The organism is Bacillus cereus group sp. N12, assembly GCF_016483575.1.
GTDB classification, from domain to species: domain Bacteria; phylum Bacillota; class Bacilli; order Bacillales; family Bacillaceae_G; genus Bacillus_A; species Bacillus_A toyonensis.
The window spans coordinates 13,016-29,500 of record NZ_JAEHBO010000036.1; the positions used below are offsets into that span (position 1 = coordinate 13,016).

Here is a 16,485-nt window from a genome sequence, read left to right on the forward strand (position 1 = left end):
ATGAATATTGCAGAAGCGAAAAAGGATTTAGCAATCAAAACGAAGAGAGGATTACCGATTATATTAGCTGGTGTTTTATTTTGGATGGTTATGAGTATAACGGGCTTTGTTCTTTCTGAAAAACAAGTGGTGTGGGTATATTTAATCGGTATGGGATGTGTGTTTCCTGTCGGCTTAATGATAGCTGCTATATTGAAAATTGATATGTTTGCGAAAGGAAATCCGTTAGGGATTTTGGCAGGATTAATTGGTGGGATAAATGTATTGAATATTCCGCTTGTATTACTTGCCTATTTTCAATTTCCAGAATGGTTACCTTTTGTAGTAGCAATGTTAATAGGTGTTCATTTTATCCCGTACGTATGGATTTATGAAAGCAAAAGTTATGGTCTATTGTCAGTAGGGACTGTATTCGTGACGTCAGTTTGCGGGATTCTGTTTGCAGAAAAAGGATTTACGGTGATTCCATTGTCGGTTACAGCTGTTTATTTACTTACTTATATAAGTTTATTAATTGAAAATAAAAAAGCAGATCAGTATCAACAAAAATCAGCTTAATAAAAATATAGGGATAGGGGGAATTATGATGAAAAATTTCGTTTGTACAACGTGTGGTGTGGAGTATGCAGCGAGTGTAGAGGAACCGGTGAGTTGTCATATTTGTGATGAAGAAAGGCAATATGTGAATCCGAAAGGGCAGTCTTGGACGACTTTAGAAAACTTGCAAATAAGTGATACATATAAAAATGAAATAATCGAAGAAGAAAACGGGCTTTATAGTATTACGACAAAACCAGGGTTTGCGATCGGTCAAACAGCATTTGTAGTGAAAATAGAATCATATCGATTACTATGGGACTGCATTACTTATTTAGATGAAATGACAATTGCGAAAATAAAAGAGCTTGGCGGATTAGATGCAATTGCATTGTCTCATCCTCATTATTATTCAACGCAAGTAGAATGGGCAGAGACATTTGATGTACCAATTTATATACACGAAGATGATAAAGAGTGGGTGATGCGCCCGAGTAGTCGTATTATTTATTGGTCTGGTGAGTCTTTACAATTAGCTGATGGATTGGTCATTCATCGTTTAGGAGGTCATTTTAAAGGTGGATCTGTCTTACATTGGGAAGAAGGTAATGATGGAAAAGGAATTTTGTTAACAGGTGATATTATTCAAGTTGTAGCGGATGAGCGATGGGTAAGTTTTATGTACAGCTATCCAAACTTAATTCCATTACCAGCGAGAAAAGTGGAAGAAATGGTGAATCGAGTGAAGCCGTTACAGTTTAATCGTTTATACAACGCTTTTCATCGCGTAGTAAAAGAGAATGCAAATGAGGCAGTGGAACGTTCTGCTGAAAGATATATTAAGGCGGTAGAAGGAAAGTTATTTCATACGTAAAAGGAGAGCAAGTCTAATGAAAACGTTAGTATGCTTCGGTGATAGTATTACAGCTGAAGATGTATTTTTTGATGGTACACCTAGATTAACACCAAGGTTACAAAGGATATTCTCAAATTGGGAAGTGGTGAATGCAGGTGTTCCAGGTGATAATACATTCGATGCGTTAAATAGGATTGAAGAAGATGTATTATCACATAAACCAGATTTCGTAACAGTTTTTCTTGGCACGAATGATGCAGTTTCTTTTTCACAAGGGTCATTACAAGCATACAAAGAAAATTTAGAGAAGATTGTGAACCATATTTCGTCAGGTAAAGTACTGCTTATTAGTCCTGCACCAGTTGATGAAGAAAGACAGCATAATAGAACAAATAAAGTGCTCGGTCAGTATGCAGACGTGGTAGAGGAAGTGGCGAAAGAAACAGGAAGCTATTTTCTAAATTTGTATGCTGAAATGATTCAAGAACGGAATTATAAAACATTTGTAGAAAATGATGAAAGAGATGGGCTACACTTTGGACCAGAAGGGTATGAGTATGTAGCGAAGTTGATTGGTGAAAAGTTAAAAGGGATTTTATAAAAAAGCAAAGCGATATCGCTTTGCTTTTCATTGTTTTTAGTAGTCAATCTAGAAATGCTTGCTGCAATGCTTTCAGTCCATCGCTGTAGATGCTATGAAACAGATTTATTGCCTCTTCATCACTAACCTCTACAGGGGTGAAAGTGCCAGACCACTCTACTAATGATGTGTTACTTTCAGTACCTTCTTTCACCTGGATTGTAGATAGATAATTAGTGACTGGGAATGGTGCATTCATGATTGAATACGTGTAGTAGCGTTCTTTCTCATTGAATACTTCTAAGCGTTCTATAATCGTATCACCATCTGGATTAGCTAGGTGACGTACACGACCGCCTTCCGTTAATTTACTGCTAGGTATATAAGGTAACCAGTCTGGAAGGGAGTTGAAACCGCCTATTAATTGCCATACTTGTTCAGGTGAACCGAACACTTCCATAGATGTAGTAGTATGTGCCATGTTCATTACGCTCCTTTTTATCTCGATATTTGCGAGCAAATAATCAGTGGGGGATGACCCCACTGATTAAGGTTTCAAATTATTTTACGTTGATTGGTAGTGGTGCATTAGGTGCTACTAGTTTTTGTTCGCGCATTTCTTCCCAGAATGCTACTGGAATTATTGTGTTTAAAGCGTTTTGATCTTCTACAATTCGTTCTGGTTTACTTGCACCAGGAACAACAGCAGCAACTGCTGGATTTGCTAATGAAAATTGTAATGCAGCAGCTTTGATGCTGATTTCGTGACGATCTGCAAGAGCTTTGATTTTCTCAACTTTTGCAATAATTTCTGGCGATGCTTTTTGATATTCGAAGTGAGCACCTCCAGCAAGAATACCTGAGCTATATGGGCCACCAACAACAATATCCATATTATGCTTAACAGCTGCAGGCATTACTCGTTGCAATGCACGCTCGTGGTCTAGTAATGAATAACGACCAGCTAGTAAAGATATATTTGGCTTCGCTTCTTCTAAATCAAGCATAAGTTCAATCGATTCTACTTTGTTTACTCCAAGTCCCCAGCCTTTAATGACGCCTTCTTCACGTAAGCGTGTTAGCGCACGGAATGCTCCTGTTCGAGCAATTTCAAATTGTGAAATCCACTCATCACCATAAAAGTCTTGTGCTAAATCATGAATGAAAACAAAGTCTAGTCGATCTGTTTTTAAACGTTTCAAACTTTGCTCGATAGAACGAAGTGTTGCATCTGCGCTATAATCATTGATCATTTTATTTTTACGACCAAATTCGAAGAGTCCGCCTTTTTCACCTAAATCACGTGCAGATGGATCTTCTAGTTCATCTGAAATCGTTCGACCTACTTTTGTGCTTAAAAAGTAATCATCACGATTTCTTTTTGATAGTGCTTCACCAAGACGAATCTCCGCTAAGCCAGATCCATAAAGTGGAGCTGTATCAAAGTAACGAACGCCATTCTCCCAAGCAGCATCCACTGTAGCGATTGCTTCTTCTTCTGGGATATTACGGTACATATTTCCTAGTGGTGCTGTACCAAAACCGATTTTTTCATTTAGTAATTTACTCATTATAGATATCCTCCTAAAATACATTTGAAAATCAATATATATATCATTTTATTGTCTGACAAAAGGCATGATAAAAGTATATAAACAGTTAAAAAAGTACGTTAGCACTAAAAGATAACATGGGTAATTTCTAACACTGCATGACTCACTCAACTCTTACAAATGCTATTATGAAATGTATTTTACATAATGAAAAGTACGTACTTTAAAGTGATATAGATACTAAAAAGTAATACAGGTACTTTTTGGTGCCGTACTACTCATCTGCTGTTTACGTATGCTATTATGAAACATGTTTAATACAATAAAAAGTACGTACTTTAAGGTGCTATAGATACTTAAAAGTAATATTTAAATCTTTAGCTTAATTGCCTTATAACATTATTAAAGGAGATTTTTATATGAAAACATACAATATTCCTGTAGAGGCGACTTTAGAGGTTATCGGTGGGAAGTGGAAAGTAGTTATCCTTTGTCATTTAAAGAAAGACAAAAAGAGAACGTGCGAATTAAAACAATTAATGTCTGGTATTACGCAAAAAATGTTAACACAACAATTACGGGAACTAGAAGAAGATGGTGTAATCGAAAGAAAAGTGTATAACCAAGTGCCACCAAAAGTAGAATACTCTTTAACTGATTACGGTCATTCTTTAGATTCTATACTCGATTCTCTTTGTAACTGGGGAGAAAATCATCTTGAAAAGAATGGTAACACGTCTATGCTTATAACAGTAGCTGAATAAAGAAGGAAAAAACGAACGAGAATATGTTCGTTTTTTCTTTTTGTATAGAAGGAGATTTTTAAGCGGCATAATTCCTTTTTGGTAATATAGGTACTTTTTTGTGCTGTAGGAACTAAAATGTACCGTATAGAAAATTAGTTATTTTTACGTAACAATAGAGAAGAAATTTAGAAAAAAGGAGGGAGATCGCGTGAAACAATATAATATACCGATAGAAGCAACTTTAGAAATTATCGGTGGAAAATGGAAGGTCGTCATTTTATGTCACTTAACGAAAGGAACGAAGCGAACGAGTGAGTTGCAGCGTCTAATTCCTGAAATTTCTGTTAGAATGTTGACGCAACAATTACGTGAGCTGGAAGATGATGGTGTGATTACACGTGAAATCTATAAAGAAATTCCACCCCGAGTAGAATACTCCTTAACTGATTATGGGTGGTCTTTGCAAAATGTATTAAATCAATTGACCGTATGGGGAGAACAATGCATAGATAGAAAAAATAGTAAAGTTAAGTGAAATCTCTATATGTAATACTAAAAAACACCACCTAATGACGAGGTGGTGTTTTTTAGTATAAAAATTTAGAAAGTAAAAGTAAGGATCTATACCATATTAACGACTGTTTTAGCCGTGATGAATAATTGATTAAGGCTTTAATAGGTACTTAAAAGTGCCTTCATCACTTTAAAGTACGTACTATGCTTCATAATATAACCGTTTTATAATGACACTCGTAGCAAGAAGTCATAATGGTTTTAAGCTATGTTCAAAAAAACTTATTAACTAGTATAGTTTTTTGTTCAATTTTTTTAGTAGGAGATGTCTAGATGGTTGAAGAACTTTTTTATAAAAAAATACTTAAAAATCTTTTTTTAGATCCAGTTCAAATTACACTTTGGAATGGAGAAACAATCCAATATGGAGAAGGGGAACCTCAATTTCATGTAACATTCCATAAGCCGCTTTCCAAAAAAGAAATCGCTAAGGATCCTTCTATTGCATTCGGTGAAGCATATATGAATGGGGACCTTGAAATTGAGGGGAATCTTGAAAAAGCAATTCAATCTATTTATAAAAGGCAAGATAGCTTTTTAGGTGATAGTAAGTTGCAATATTTCAAAAGTAAATGGAATTTTTCAAAACAAAAAAATAAAGAAGATATAGCTCACCATTACGATATTGGGAACGATTTCTATAAATTATGGCTTGATGAAACAATGACGTACTCTTGTGCGTATTTTCAAAATGAGCAAGATTCTTTAACGACAGCTCAGCATAATAAAGTGAATCATATTTTGAAAAAGTTGAACCTTCAAAAAGGTGATACGCTATTAGATATTGGTTGCGGGTGGGGTGAGCTCATTACAGCTGCCGCTAAGCAGTACGGTGTGAAAGCGATGGGGGTAACGTTAAGTGAGGAACAATATGCTAAGACTTCCGAGCGAATTAAAAAAGAGGGACTTACGGATTTAGTTGAAGTATCTTTACTTGATTACCGCGATATTAAGAATCGTAAATTTGATAAAATTGTTAGTGTAGGTATGATTGAACATGTAGGGAAAGACAACATTACGCAATACTTTGAGACAGTGAATGAACTGCTAAACGATGGAGGAATTTCGCTTCTTCATTGTATTACTTCTCCGGCTAATGGTGGTGCTACGAATGGTTGGATTGAAAAGTATATATTCCCTGGCGGATATGTTCCTGCTGTTAACGAATTAATCACGAACATGACAAACGAACAATTTTTCATTGTTGATGTGGAAAGCTTACGCAGACATTACGAGAAAACATTACAACATTGGGCCCGAAATTTTGAAAACGTACTGGAGGAAGTTCGCAAAACGAAAGATGAGCGATTCATTCGTATGTGGCGCTTATATTTAAATGCATGTGCAGCTTCGTTCTTCACAGGTAATATTGATTTACATCAATTTGTATTTACAAAAGGCGTAAATGATACAATTCCTATGACACGTTCATATATGTATAAATAAGATCAAATAATCTCATCGTAAAAAAATATATATAAATTAACAGATATATAACTTAAAGTAAAAAGCCGGGATGAAAATCGAAAATGATTTCTATCTCGGTTTTTTATTTGGTATATAACTTTAAGTATAAAACTATATACTTTTTGTTTTGAAGGTATATAATAAATGTAGAAACAAAAATTTATGAGCAAGGAAGTTGAAGAACATGACATTAACAATGGGCTTTATCGGATTTGGGAAATCAGCTAACCGTTATCACTTACCTTATGTAAACACACGTAAAAATATAAAAGTAAAAACAATTTTTGCACGCCAAATTAATGAAGAATTAGCGGCTCCATATGCGGAGAAAGGTGTTTATTTCACTACTGATTTGGACGAATTGTTGAATGATGAAGAAATTCAAGTAGTGACAATCTGTACGCCAGCGCATACCCACTACGAATTGGCGAAAAAAGTTATACTTGCTGGGAAATCAGTTATCGTTGAAAAACCATTTTGCGATACAGTTGAACATGCGAAAGAATTATTAGCTTTAGGACGAGAGAAAGGTGTAGTAGTTATGCCTTATCAAAACCGTCGTTTTGATGGTGATTTCTTAGCTGTGAAGCAAGTTGTGGAACAAGGATTCCTCGGTGATATTGTTGAGGTCGAATCACATATTGATTATTTCCGTCCTGGTTCAATCACTCACGAAGGTCTAAAAGAAGAAGGTTCATTTTACAGTTTAGGTATTCATACGATGGACCGTATGATTTCACTATTCGGCCGTCCGGATACGGTGACATACGATATTCGTAATAATGAAGTGGAAGGTGCGGTTGATAATTATTTCGATGTTGGTCTACATTACGGCAATCAGCTGAAAATTAAATTGAAAACAAACCATGTTGTAGCGAAAGATTATCCACGCTTTATCGTTCATGGAACAAATGGTTCATTTATTAAATACGGTGAAGATCAGCAGGAAAATGATCTGAAAGCGGGTATTATGCCTGAGAGTGCAGGATTTGGTGAAGATTCGCCGATGTACTATGGAATTGCTAAATATCGTAACGCAAACGGTGATTGGATTGAAAAACAAATTAAAACGCCGCTTGGTGATTACGGTCGTTTCTATGATGCAGCGTATGAAACAATCGTAAATGGTGCACCAAAACTTGTGAAAGACGAAGAAGCAGTAACGAATATTGAAATCTTGGAAAACGGATTTGCTGCTCCATCACCTTCTGTTTACAAACTTGAGGCTTTACATTTGAATGAATAGAAGAGGGAATACAGTATAAAGGAGGTATGGAAATGGCAAGTGGATCAACACAAGTAAAATACCTCGGCATTTACCAAAAAATTAAACAGCAAATTTTAGACAGCGAATATAAAATTAACGAAAAAATCCCGAGTAGCCCCGTCCTTGCTGAAGAATTTAGCGTTTCAGCACTTACTATTAAAAAAGCGCTGGATTTGTTAGTCAGAGATGGCTACATCATCCGCAGGCGTGGAAGTGGAACCGTGGTTCAAGATTGGCGTCAACAGGAAAAGGCACGAATGATTCAAACTTTAACAGGTACGAAAGCTGTTTACGGCAGTGAGGTAGAAAGTAAAATTATCGAGTTTACGATTGTCGGTGCCGATGAAATTGTTGCTGAAAAATTGGGAGTTTTAATCGGTGATTTCGTCTATAAAATCATCCGCCTTCGAATCATCCACGGCATTCCGACGATTATGGAGCATACGTGGATGCCGATTTCGGTCATCCCAGGTGTTGAAGCTTCCGTTTTAGAGGAATCGATATACTCACACATTCAAAATAAACTTGGTCTTGAAGTAGGGACATCCGTTGTCAGGGTTAAAGGAGTTCGACCAGATGATCGAGAAAAGCAGTTTATGAACTTAACAAATCAAGATTTCCTAATGAGAGTTGAACAAGTGGCCTACTTAACGGATGGACGCACATTCGAGTACTCTTATGCCGATCATCTACCAGAAACCTTTGAATTTGAAACAGTTATTACCGCAAAAAGTTATAAAGAGACATAAAAAAGGTTGAGGCAAGTAGTGTCTCAACCTTTTTTTATGTCTTCGATAGAATTTACACAAATAGAGGAATAGGTATCCCGCTATTTGAGGGCAGTGAGACTCCCACCTCAAAATTCAGCGAAAGCAAAGAGGTTAGGTGGGAGTCTCACTGCCCATAAAAGCCCGATTGGTGAAGGCTAATAATCAGTGGGGGATGAACACCCCCCACTGATTAAAGTTTCACTTTATTATTCATCAGCTGTAATAAGCATGGATGTGTTCCCGTTTTTTTCAAGATGACCTTCTCCCCAAGCGCAGAGGGAATCGAGTATGGCTCCTAAAGATGAACCGTAATCTGTTAAAGAATACTCTACTTTCGGTGGTACTTGATCATATACTTTTCTTTGGATTACATCGTCTTCTTCCAGTTCACGTAATTGCTGTGTTAACATTTTTTGTGTAATACCAGGCATTAAACGTTTTAATTCACTCGTTCTTTTTGTTCCTTTTTTTAAATGACAAAGGATAACAACTTTCCACTTTCCACCAATAACTTCTAAAGTCGCTTCTACAGGAATATTATATGTTTTCATAAAAAAACTCCTTTGATGAATTTAGATGACAGTTTTGGGCCTACATACGTTTGAATACTAAAATTATTTCTTTTTAGTGCCTATAACACTTTAAAGTGCGTACTATTTATTGTGCTAAATATCGTTCATAATAACCAATGTAAGAGAGGAGTAAACAGAACATGACTAGAAAGTTTATATGTTACTTTTTAGTACCTATAATACTTTAAAGTGCGTACTATTTATTGTGCTAAATATATTCCATAATAGCACATGTAAGCAAGAAATGAGTATAATATACTTTGAAGTGCATTTGAAATTGGTGAGAATAATAACTATGGGGACATTCACACAAAAGAAAACGATTTGTTACGTTGATAGATTTAATCCAAGACTTAACAGTTGATTAATCTAACTGTAAAGTTTAAAATTACAGTATAGTTTTAAGAAGTAAGTTGTCATCGTCTGTAAAATGTAGATACAGTAATTGTATGAAAGCATCATTTTAAAAGGAAACGGATAGTTGAGATAAATTAAACATTGTCGAATAAATAACATTACGTGAATTTGATTCTAAACTGTAATTTTTTTTAATACATTTCAATAATCCATATTTAAAATAATTGTACGTTTGATAAAGAACATTAAAGGAGTGAATAAAATATGGTGATTTTATATACGACAGTAAGCTGTGGTTCATGCCGAAAAGCAAAAGCATGGCTTGAAGAGAATCAAATTGATTATACCGAAAAAAATATCGTATCAAACTCTCTTACAGTCGATGAACTTAAATCAATTCTTCGTTTAACTGAAGAAGGGGCTACTGAAATTATTTCAACTAGATCCAAAATTTTTCAGGAATTAAATATAAATATCGAGGCGCTTTCGCTTAATGAATTTTATAAATTAATAATTGAGTATCCTCAAATGTTGCGCCGCCCAATAATGTTGGATGAAAAAAGATTGCAGATTGGTTTTAACGAGGAAGAAATTCGTAAATTTTTACCACGTAGCGTTCGAACAGTTCTGAACATAGAATTGCAAAAGTTGGCTAATTAATAAGTAATATTTCTTAAAGGGAATTTTTGAAAGGAGGAAGCAAGAGATGATTGAAGTATGCGTTACAGTGAATTATAAAAATAGAAACTATCAAACAAATGTTATTGTGAGCAAAGATACGATCTGGACAAAAATTAAACAGTTGGCAGAAGAACAAGTCAAGAAACAGTGGGGTTTTTAAGTTTGATTATTTAAAAAGTGAAGTTATAGGTTAGAGATTCTAGCTAAATCCAAAATTTTTCAGGGATTAAATATAAATAAGTGAAATTTTTTGAAAGGAGGAAGCAAGAGATGATTGAAGTATGCGTTACAGTGAATTATAAAAATAGAAATTATCAAACAAATGTTATTGTGAGCAAAGATACAATCTGGACAAAAATTAAACAGTTGGCAGAAGAACAAGTCAAGAAACAGTGGGATTTTTAAAATTATTTTTAGACTTAAAAAACATAAATAATAATAGGTAGTTCAAAAAGATAAATGTAACTAATAGACATCGGTGAGCTCGTATAGAATATAAATGAATGTATTTCTTCATAGTAAAAATTATTTATAAATCTTAACGTTTGACAAACCTATCTGTAATATTTATAGTTACAGTAAGTTGAAAAGTGATTAGCAATTTATATCGTAGGAGGAAGACCATGAACAGTGACTTTACCTTGGCCATTCACAGTTTAACTTATTTAGCACTACAGCCAGACCGGATGTCAACAAGCAATGCTATTTCAGAAAGTGCAGGTGTTCATCCAGTACGCATTCGCAAAGTGCTAAGTTTGTTAAAAAAACATAAGTTTATACAATCAAAAGAGGGAATTGGTGGAGGTTTTATTTTCGCTCGAGATTTAAGTGAAGTTAATCTCTGGCATATTTATCAAATAACCTCAGAAGGTGCTTTGCAACCTAAATGTCCAGAATCGAATGACCAGTGTATTGTAGGCTCGAATATGCGAAAAGTTCTTTTCACTATTTTCTTAGGTGCTGAAGAACATCTAGGTGAATATTTAAAGAACTATACGATGAAAGAAGTAGTCGATCTAATCAATCAAGAACGATAAACGGCTTAATTTCTATATAGCCGTGGAGTTCTTAATGTCTAAATGTAATGAAAAACATTACAGTTCGAGTTGTTTTGTGTATCTTGTTTGTCGTCTCTAAAAAACGAGGAACGAATCCTAATAAATTAATACTAAAATCATTTCTAGGAAGGTGAAAAAGTATGATGTCAAATAATCCTGTTTTAAAAGTAGGAGATTGGGTTCGAGGAATATCAGTAGAGGGTGAATTAATACTTGGTTATATTGAATCATTTGATCATGTAGGGGAAGTAGTTAAGGTTAATGTTGTTAAATGTGACAACAGGGATACAATAAGTAGAACAATGTCCTTTTTAAGTAAACACGTAAAAAAACTCCCTGAATCAAAAGCAATAAACAAGGAACAAATCCTTTATCTTATAGACCTTGCATTATTAACAGGGGATGAAGAATGGTTTATCAAGCTTTCTTCCAAATTAAATTCGATAAACGAGCTAGTGAATGGGGGAGTTTAAAAATTATATTAAATATAATTTCTTTTGGAATCTTTAGTTGTGATAAAATCAATTGTTTTGTGTGAAAAAAAACCATTAAATTAGGGAGTTCAGGAGAAATTTAATAACATGATTTATAAAATTAATATTTTAAAGTAAAAGCATTTCTTTGTAATGAGAAATGCTTTTTATTTTTGTTGAAATGAAAAGGATATTTTGTTAACAATAATAATATAATAAAAAACAACTAATATTTATCGTTAAAAAATAAATTATGTGATAAAATCATTTTGTTATTAAATAAGCGAGGTGCTTTTATGAAACAAGTTACGACACTCTTTTTAAAGCTAGCTATTATTTTTATAGGAATCCTAGTCCTTGTATTGTGCATATTTTTGGTGCCTAAGATTGGGGATTTTGCTGGAGAATTGTATCCAAATATTGCTTATATGAAATCTCTCGTTTTAATCGATATGTACGCGGCAGCGATACCTTTTTACCTTGCTCTGTATCAAGCATTTAAACTTTTAAGCTATATTGATAAGAACGAAGCGTTCTCGGAATTATCGGTAAAGGCTTTAAAGAATATTAAATACAGTGCCCTCACGATTAGTACCTTGTACTTGCTAGGTATGCCACTCTACTATCTTATGGCGGCAAGAGTTGACCCTCCAAGTTTTATACCAATTGGATTGGTTATTATTTTCGCCTCTATGGTAATTGCCGTTTTTGCTGCTGTTCTACAAAGACTTTTACAAGAAGCTATTAATATAAAATCAGAAAATGATTTAACGGTCTGAGGTGGAGGATATGGCAATCATTATTAATATTGATGTGATGTTAGCAAAACGAAAAATGAGCGTAACGGAGCTTTCAGAGAGGGTTGGGATTACGATGGCAAATCTTTCTATTTTGAAAAACGGGAAAGCAAAAGCGGTTCGTTTTTCAACATTAGAAGCGATATGTAAGACTTTGAATTGTCAACCAGGTGATATTTTGGAGTATAAAAGAGACGAAGAGAATCAATAAAAATAGACAATGATTATTTTGTAAATAAGCCTTCCATATGGGGGGCTTATTATATTTTTCGGCTTAGCGTAGTTTTTGTAAAATGCTAGCGGGTTTCCTTATTGTCATCAAGTTAAAAAACGTATTGTCCGAAAAATGAGTTCAATTCTTATAGAAAACTTTGGTGGAAAAGAGATATCCCTTTCCAATAAATGTATATAAATTCGATATTAATAATATATATCCCGAAAATTTATTTTTCTATTTTGGAAATATATTCATTAATTATTTATTACAATAGTTTTAGTGTATGAGGTGGAATGTATTAAATAACTAGTATATCTTAAAGTAATGGAAAAAATTACTGCATTATGGATGAAATTCATTATATATTGAAAATTTTTCCTGGTGAAAAATCTGAAAATATAAAAATATTAATTTTATAAATATACACGTTATAATGAGGGCGTCGAGAGAAATTTTATTATCTCTGGAGAAAATATAAAAAATGCGATTACTAGTAAGAAAGGTGTGTGATTAGAGGCGGAAATGTATGTAAAGTGCTTCAGTGGCTTGTGTAATCAATACCATAAATGCTGCCGAAGTTATTAAAGTGATGTGTAGAATTGAGAAAGAAATGCCTCATAAATGAAGAGAGGCCGGTTTAGCTGAAATTACTGTTATAAGTAAAAAAAGAGAAACCACTAAAGTAATACACTGTTATTAGAAATGTTGCAACGTATTTATGAAGTCTATTCTATATTGTTCTCTTAAGGGTTCTTTATATAAAGAGCGGATACTACGAGTAAACTTTTTTGTTAACGCTAACAATTATATTAGGACGCTAACTAGCGAATGTTTCAATTTGGATTCATTATGATGAAGGACATGCAATGTGGGGCAACTTGTAAGGAATTCATTTTCCAAAAAAGGAAGATATTCGTTAGCTATAAAGAGAGACGTAAGAATAGGATACAAGGGGGAGTTATTATATGAACGGGAATACTGCAAAGAAAATAGAAGTTCAAGCTGAAAATACCGCACTAAAAAATGAGCAATATGCAGATCCGAAAAAGTGGCATAAGCAGGATACTACATGGGCATTGAGCCTATTTGGAACTGCAATTGGAGCAGGGGTGCTCTTTTTACCGATTAATGCAGGTTCAGGTGGTTTATTATCATTACTACTAATTACATTGCTTGCATATCCAGTTATGTATTACTCACATAGGGCACTTGCTAAAATGATATACGCTTCTAATTCTGCTGATGAGGGGATCACAGGTACAATTAGAGAGTATTTCGGAAATAAAGCGAGTATCATTTTTAACATCGTATATTTCGGTTCAATTTATACAATCGTACTAATGTATTCGGTTGCGCTTACAAATACTGCAAGTAGTTTTATCGTGCATCAATTGCACATGCCAGAACCTCCAAGGGCTATTTTATCACTTGTATTAGTTCTTGGTCTTATCGCTATACTGAATTTTGGTCAAGATATTACTGTAAAGGTAATGAGTATGCTAGTGTATCCTTTCATAGCTTCTCTACTTTTTATCGCAATATCTTTAATTCCACAGTGGAATACGTCAATGCTTAGTTTTTCAGCTGTTTCTACTGCTTCAACAGGTACAGGCTATTTTGGAACGATATTAATGATTCTACCAATCATCGTATTCTCATTTAATCATTCACCTATGATTTCATCATTTGTTGTGAAACAGAGAGCTACGTATGGAATAGAAGCTACTGATGCTAAATGTGCGCAAATACAAAAAGTTTGTTATATCATGACATTCGCTGTAGTTATGTTCTTCGTTTGGAGTAGTACATTAAGCTTGACTCCAGAGGATTTAAAAATGGCAAAAGAGCAAAACTTATCAATCCTTTCATATCTTGCTAATGAGCTTAATTCACCTGTAATCACGATTGCAGCTCCAATCATTGCTTTTGTGGCTATTACAAAATCTTTCCTTGGCCATTATATCGGAGCATTTGAAGTAATGCGTGACATGATTATTAAGTTCGGTAAATCACGTGGAAAAGATATAGAAGAAAAAACAATTAAGACAATCGTCCTTACTTTTGTTGTATTATCATGCTGGTTTGTTGCTTATACAAATCCAAGTATTCTTGGACTTATTGATTCTCTAAGCGGTCCATTAGTTGCTGCTATCTTATGTCTATTACCGATGTATGCAATCAATAAAGTACCAGTACTAGCTAAATACAAAGGGAAAATGAGTAACGTATTTGTTATTATTGTAGGTGTACTTACTGTTTTAGCAAGTATTAAGTCATTATTCTAATTCACGATTGTTAGTTTTAGTGTGAAAATAGTGGACACGAAAAACTTTTTGGACAAACTTCTCAAGTTGGAGAGTTTGTCCTTTTTTATTCAATCTATCAACTTAGCGACAAAAAGCCACCTTTCATATATTAGGTGGCTTTTTCGGTATTAATATATTTTAATTATTCACGTCTGAATGGACCTTTTGGAGCAATTAGTTCTAAATTAGTACCATCTGGATCACGGAAGTAGGCAACGCCTGTACCAAATCCAGATTTCAAGCCGTCTTCTTCTTGAAAGACAATTGGATCTCCATCTGGTTCTACTCCAATTGCTTTTAGACGTTCTACAGCAGCATCGATATCTTCTACTTCAAAACAAAGATGCATCGCACTAATTTGATCATTTGAGTAAGATGCTTTATCTGATTTAGGGACAACGTATTCTAGAATATCGATATTCAAATTGTCTAAGTGAAGGTTGGCGTATTTAATACGAGTATCTTCAAGTCCTTGAGTTTGCGCCATTCTCTTTCCGCCAATTTCATCGATGTTTGATACTTTCTTACCTGTTAATGCTTCGTAAAAAACGATAGATTTTTCTAAATTACTTACTGTAATTCCGACGTGATTTACTTGTGAAAAGCTTGCTGTTTTTTCACCCATTTTTGTTGCCTCCTATTTTTAGGTGGTGTAATGTATTCGTTTCACCAATCTTTTACTGTAATTAAAATGAGCTTTTAGTAGAAGTTCTATTCTATGTCTTTTGTAACAACACACGAGAAATATAAGAGTGTTTTTTAATCAGAAAAGAATCTAGTATCCGCTAGATTCTTTTATTTTTCGTTTGTCTTGATACAAAAATTTGATGAATTTAAATTACAGCCATTGAGCAAAAAAGTTTGATATGAAAAATATTATTCTTTAGTACATACATTTTTAAGATGTTAAATATATTTCATAATAGTCTCTGTAAGATAGGGATAAGTAAAATAGTACTTTAAAGTACCTATAGCACTTTAAAGTGCGTACTTTTTATAACTTTGAATATCATTCATAATAGCACCAGTAAGAAGAAAATAAGCTTTACGGTACTAGCTACTTGATGTTACAGCAGTTTATTTAGATTCAGATTGATTGAAAGTTGATACTTTAGAATTCAATAATTGCCCGAAATACCAGAGTGGCATAACACGATTATGGAGGTTAAAGATATGACTAATTCAAATTTGAATGAAATAAGTAAACAAATTGTAAAAGAGGAAGAAACACTTCAATTTACCTCTTTTACAAATGAAGATGCCTTGCAACTAGGCTTATTTATCGTTGAAACAGCAAAGCGAGAGGGGAAATTGATTGCTGTTGATATAACGAAAAATGGTGTGCAATTATTTCATTTCAAGATGACAGGGACAAATGAGGAAAATACGAAATGGATTGAGCGTAAAAAACGAGTCGTTTCCCTGCATGACCGTAGCTCATATTATATGCAGATACAAAGTGAAATAACTGGAGTCTCATATAATGAAAAATATCTTTTAGATACTTCGGAATACGCTGCGTTTGGTGGATGTTTTCCTATCAGAATAAAAAACGTAGGGGTTATTGGAATGATAACAGTTTCAGGATTACCACCAGAAGAAGATCACGAATTGGTAGTAAGAGCAGTTAAAAATCATTTGAACTAATCGTTGTAGTTAATGAATAAATAATTAA

The 16,485-nt window shown here is 34.0% G+C and carries 21 protein-coding genes; 17 read left to right on the forward strand and 4 right to left on the reverse strand.

Annotated features, from left to right (window positions below):
• From JDS92_RS16955 to JDS92_RS16965, 3 genes are read left to right on the forward strand one after another with little or no spacing between them, the layout of a single operon-like run.
• Complete coding sequence (locus JDS92_RS16955) at positions 1 to 558, forward strand: DUF7010 family protein (protein WP_087948727.1); 558 nt, start codon at positions 1 to 3, stop codon at positions 556 to 558.
• A gap of 25 nt (positions 559 to 583) precedes the next feature.
• Positions 584 to 1,411, forward strand: coding sequence for an MBL fold metallo-hydrolase (locus tag JDS92_RS16960; protein ID WP_087948728.1), 828 nt, complete (start codon positions 584 to 586; stop codon positions 1,409 to 1,411).
• Positions 1,412 to 1,427: 16 nt separating this feature from the next.
• On the forward strand, positions 1,428 to 1,994 hold the full coding sequence (locus tag JDS92_RS16965) for an SGNH/GDSL hydrolase family protein (RefSeq protein WP_087970316.1): 567 nt from the start codon (positions 1,428 to 1,430) through the stop codon (positions 1,992 to 1,994).
• A gap of 43 nt (positions 1,995 to 2,037) precedes the next feature.
• On the opposite strand, the gene JDS92_RS16970 is transcribed toward JDS92_RS16965, so the two are convergent.
• Positions 2,038 to 2,454, reverse strand: a complete 417-nt coding sequence (locus JDS92_RS16970) for an SRPBCC family protein (protein WP_097959805.1) — start codon at positions 2,452 to 2,454, stop codon at positions 2,038 to 2,040.
• Positions 2,455 to 2,533: 79 nt separating this feature from the next.
• Complete coding sequence (locus tag JDS92_RS16975; protein WP_097959806.1) at positions 2,534 to 3,544, reverse strand: aldo/keto reductase; 1,011 nt, start codon at positions 3,542 to 3,544, stop codon at positions 2,534 to 2,536.
• 401 nt (positions 3,545 to 3,945) lie between these two features.
• Between JDS92_RS16975 and JDS92_RS16980 the strand changes: the two genes are divergently transcribed.
• From JDS92_RS16980 to JDS92_RS17000, 5 genes are all read left to right on the forward strand, one after another.
• Positions 3,946 to 4,290, forward strand: coding sequence for a winged helix-turn-helix transcriptional regulator (locus JDS92_RS16980; protein WP_087970319.1), 345 nt, complete (start codon positions 3,946 to 3,948; stop codon positions 4,288 to 4,290).
• Positions 4,291 to 4,480: 190 nt separating this feature from the next.
• A complete protein-coding gene (locus tag JDS92_RS16985; protein ID WP_098911667.1) occupies positions 4,481 to 4,807 on the forward strand; it encodes a winged helix-turn-helix transcriptional regulator in 327 nt (108 codons plus the stop codon).
• A gap of 311 nt (positions 4,808 to 5,118) precedes the next feature.
• Entirely contained in the window at positions 5,119 to 6,291 is a 1,173-nt protein-coding gene (locus JDS92_RS16990; protein ID WP_098911666.1) for a cyclopropane-fatty-acyl-phospholipid synthase, read from the forward strand.
• 205 nt (positions 6,292 to 6,496) lie between these two features.
• The gene (locus JDS92_RS16995) at positions 6,497 to 7,558 is read left to right on the forward strand and encodes an oxidoreductase (protein WP_000176622.1); all 1,062 of its coding nucleotides are present in this window, start codon (positions 6,497 to 6,499) and stop codon (positions 7,556 to 7,558) included.
• Positions 7,559 to 7,590: 32 nt separating this feature from the next.
• Positions 7,591 to 8,328: a GntR family transcriptional regulator gene (locus JDS92_RS17000; RefSeq protein WP_000146294.1), complete on the forward strand. Its 738-nt coding sequence runs from the start codon at positions 7,591 to 7,593 to the stop codon at positions 8,326 to 8,328.
• A 227-nt stretch (positions 8,329 to 8,555) separates the two neighbouring features.
• Here JDS92_RS17000 and JDS92_RS17005 read toward each other — a convergent pair whose 3' ends face one another.
• The gene (locus tag JDS92_RS17005) at positions 8,556 to 8,900 is read right to left on the reverse strand and encodes a winged helix-turn-helix transcriptional regulator (RefSeq protein ID WP_000860824.1); all 345 of its coding nucleotides are present in this window, start codon (positions 8,898 to 8,900) and stop codon (positions 8,556 to 8,558) included.
• Positions 8,901 to 9,542: 642 nt separating this feature from the next.
• Between JDS92_RS17005 and spxA the strand changes: the two genes are divergently transcribed.
• From spxA to JDS92_RS17045, 8 genes are all read left to right on the forward strand, one after another.
• Positions 9,543 to 9,938: a transcriptional regulator SpxA gene (gene spxA, locus JDS92_RS17010; protein ID WP_199632193.1), complete on the forward strand. Its 396-nt coding sequence runs from the start codon at positions 9,543 to 9,545 to the stop codon at positions 9,936 to 9,938.
• 46 nt (positions 9,939 to 9,984) lie between these two features.
• Positions 9,985 to 10,119, forward strand: coding sequence for a BA3454 family stress response protein (locus tag JDS92_RS17015; protein ID WP_000573527.1), 135 nt, complete (start codon positions 9,985 to 9,987; stop codon positions 10,117 to 10,119).
• Between the two features lie 110 nt (positions 10,120 to 10,229).
• Positions 10,230 to 10,364, forward strand: coding sequence for a BA3454 family stress response protein (locus JDS92_RS17020; protein ID WP_000573526.1), 135 nt, complete (start codon positions 10,230 to 10,232; stop codon positions 10,362 to 10,364).
• Between the two features lie 218 nt (positions 10,365 to 10,582).
• The gene (gene saiR / locus JDS92_RS17025) at positions 10,583 to 10,996 is read left to right on the forward strand and encodes an Rrf2-family transcriptional regulator SaiR (protein WP_001083461.1); all 414 of its coding nucleotides are present in this window, start codon (positions 10,583 to 10,585) and stop codon (positions 10,994 to 10,996) included.
• A gap of 161 nt (positions 10,997 to 11,157) precedes the next feature.
• Positions 11,158 to 11,490, forward strand: a complete 333-nt coding sequence (locus JDS92_RS17030; protein WP_000987479.1) for an IDEAL domain-containing protein — start codon at positions 11,158 to 11,160, stop codon at positions 11,488 to 11,490.
• A gap of 296 nt (positions 11,491 to 11,786) precedes the next feature.
• Positions 11,787 to 12,269, forward strand: a complete 483-nt coding sequence (locus tag JDS92_RS17035) for a DUF2975 domain-containing protein (protein ID WP_087970325.1) — start codon at positions 11,787 to 11,789, stop codon at positions 12,267 to 12,269.
• 10 nt (positions 12,270 to 12,279) lie between these two features.
• On the forward strand, positions 12,280 to 12,498 hold the full coding sequence (locus JDS92_RS17040) for a helix-turn-helix domain-containing protein (protein ID WP_000974630.1): 219 nt from the start codon (positions 12,280 to 12,282) through the stop codon (positions 12,496 to 12,498).
• 971 nt (positions 12,499 to 13,469) lie between these two features.
• A complete protein-coding gene (locus tag JDS92_RS17045; protein ID WP_001014167.1) occupies positions 13,470 to 14,789 on the forward strand; it encodes an aromatic amino acid transport family protein in 1,320 nt (439 codons plus the stop codon).
• 163 nt (positions 14,790 to 14,952) lie between these two features.
• Here the strand turns inward: JDS92_RS17045 and JDS92_RS17050 are convergent, their stop codons facing one another.
• The gene (locus tag JDS92_RS17050; RefSeq protein ID WP_097959811.1) at positions 14,953 to 15,435 is read right to left on the reverse strand and encodes a VOC family protein; all 483 of its coding nucleotides are present in this window, start codon (positions 15,433 to 15,435) and stop codon (positions 14,953 to 14,955) included.
• A 548-nt stretch (positions 15,436 to 15,983) separates the two neighbouring features.
• Between JDS92_RS17050 and JDS92_RS17055 the strand changes: the two genes are divergently transcribed.
• Entirely contained in the window at positions 15,984 to 16,457 is a 474-nt protein-coding gene (locus JDS92_RS17055; protein WP_098911665.1) for a heme-degrading domain-containing protein, read from the forward strand.
• Positions 16,458 to 16,485: the final 28 nt, after the last annotated feature.